2 tRNA genes are annotated in these 310 nt (G+C 51.0%); both read right to left on the bottom strand.

The features are described from left to right. Positions 1 to 49: 49 nt before the first annotated feature. Positions 50 to 126, bottom strand: a tRNA-Arg gene (locus tag C3B51_RS23135). Positions 127 to 194: 68 nt separating this feature from the next. Beyond that, positions 195 to 271 (bottom strand) — tRNA-Pro (locus C3B51_RS23130). Positions 272 to 310: the final 39 nt, after the last annotated feature.

The raw sequence follows: 310 nt of genomic DNA, 5'->3' as shown, positions 1-310 counted from the left end.
GGCTCTACCAACTGAGCTACAGCCGCCACTACAAATGTGGATTTTAAAATGGCGCACCCGGAAGGATTCGAACCTTCGACCGACGGCTTAGAAGGCCGTTGCTCTATCCAACTGAGCTACGGGCGCGGCGCAAAGAATGCTTCTTCGTGCATACCACCAACTTTCGTTGATTACTTTCTTTATAAAAAAGAAAGTGGTCGGCGATGCAGGATTTGAACCTGCGACCCCTTGGACCCAAACCAAGTGCGCTACCAAGCTGCGCTAATCGCCGAACATATAGGTTTTGTAGATGGGGCGACTGACGAGGCTT

The sequence above is a fragment of the Pseudoalteromonas rubra genome, assembly GCF_004212645.1.
GTDB lineage: Bacteria > Pseudomonadota > Gammaproteobacteria > Enterobacterales > Alteromonadaceae > Pseudoalteromonas > Pseudoalteromonas rubra_G.
Note: the sequence above shows the minus strand (reverse complement) of the source record. Positions and strands in the feature narration are given on the sequence as shown.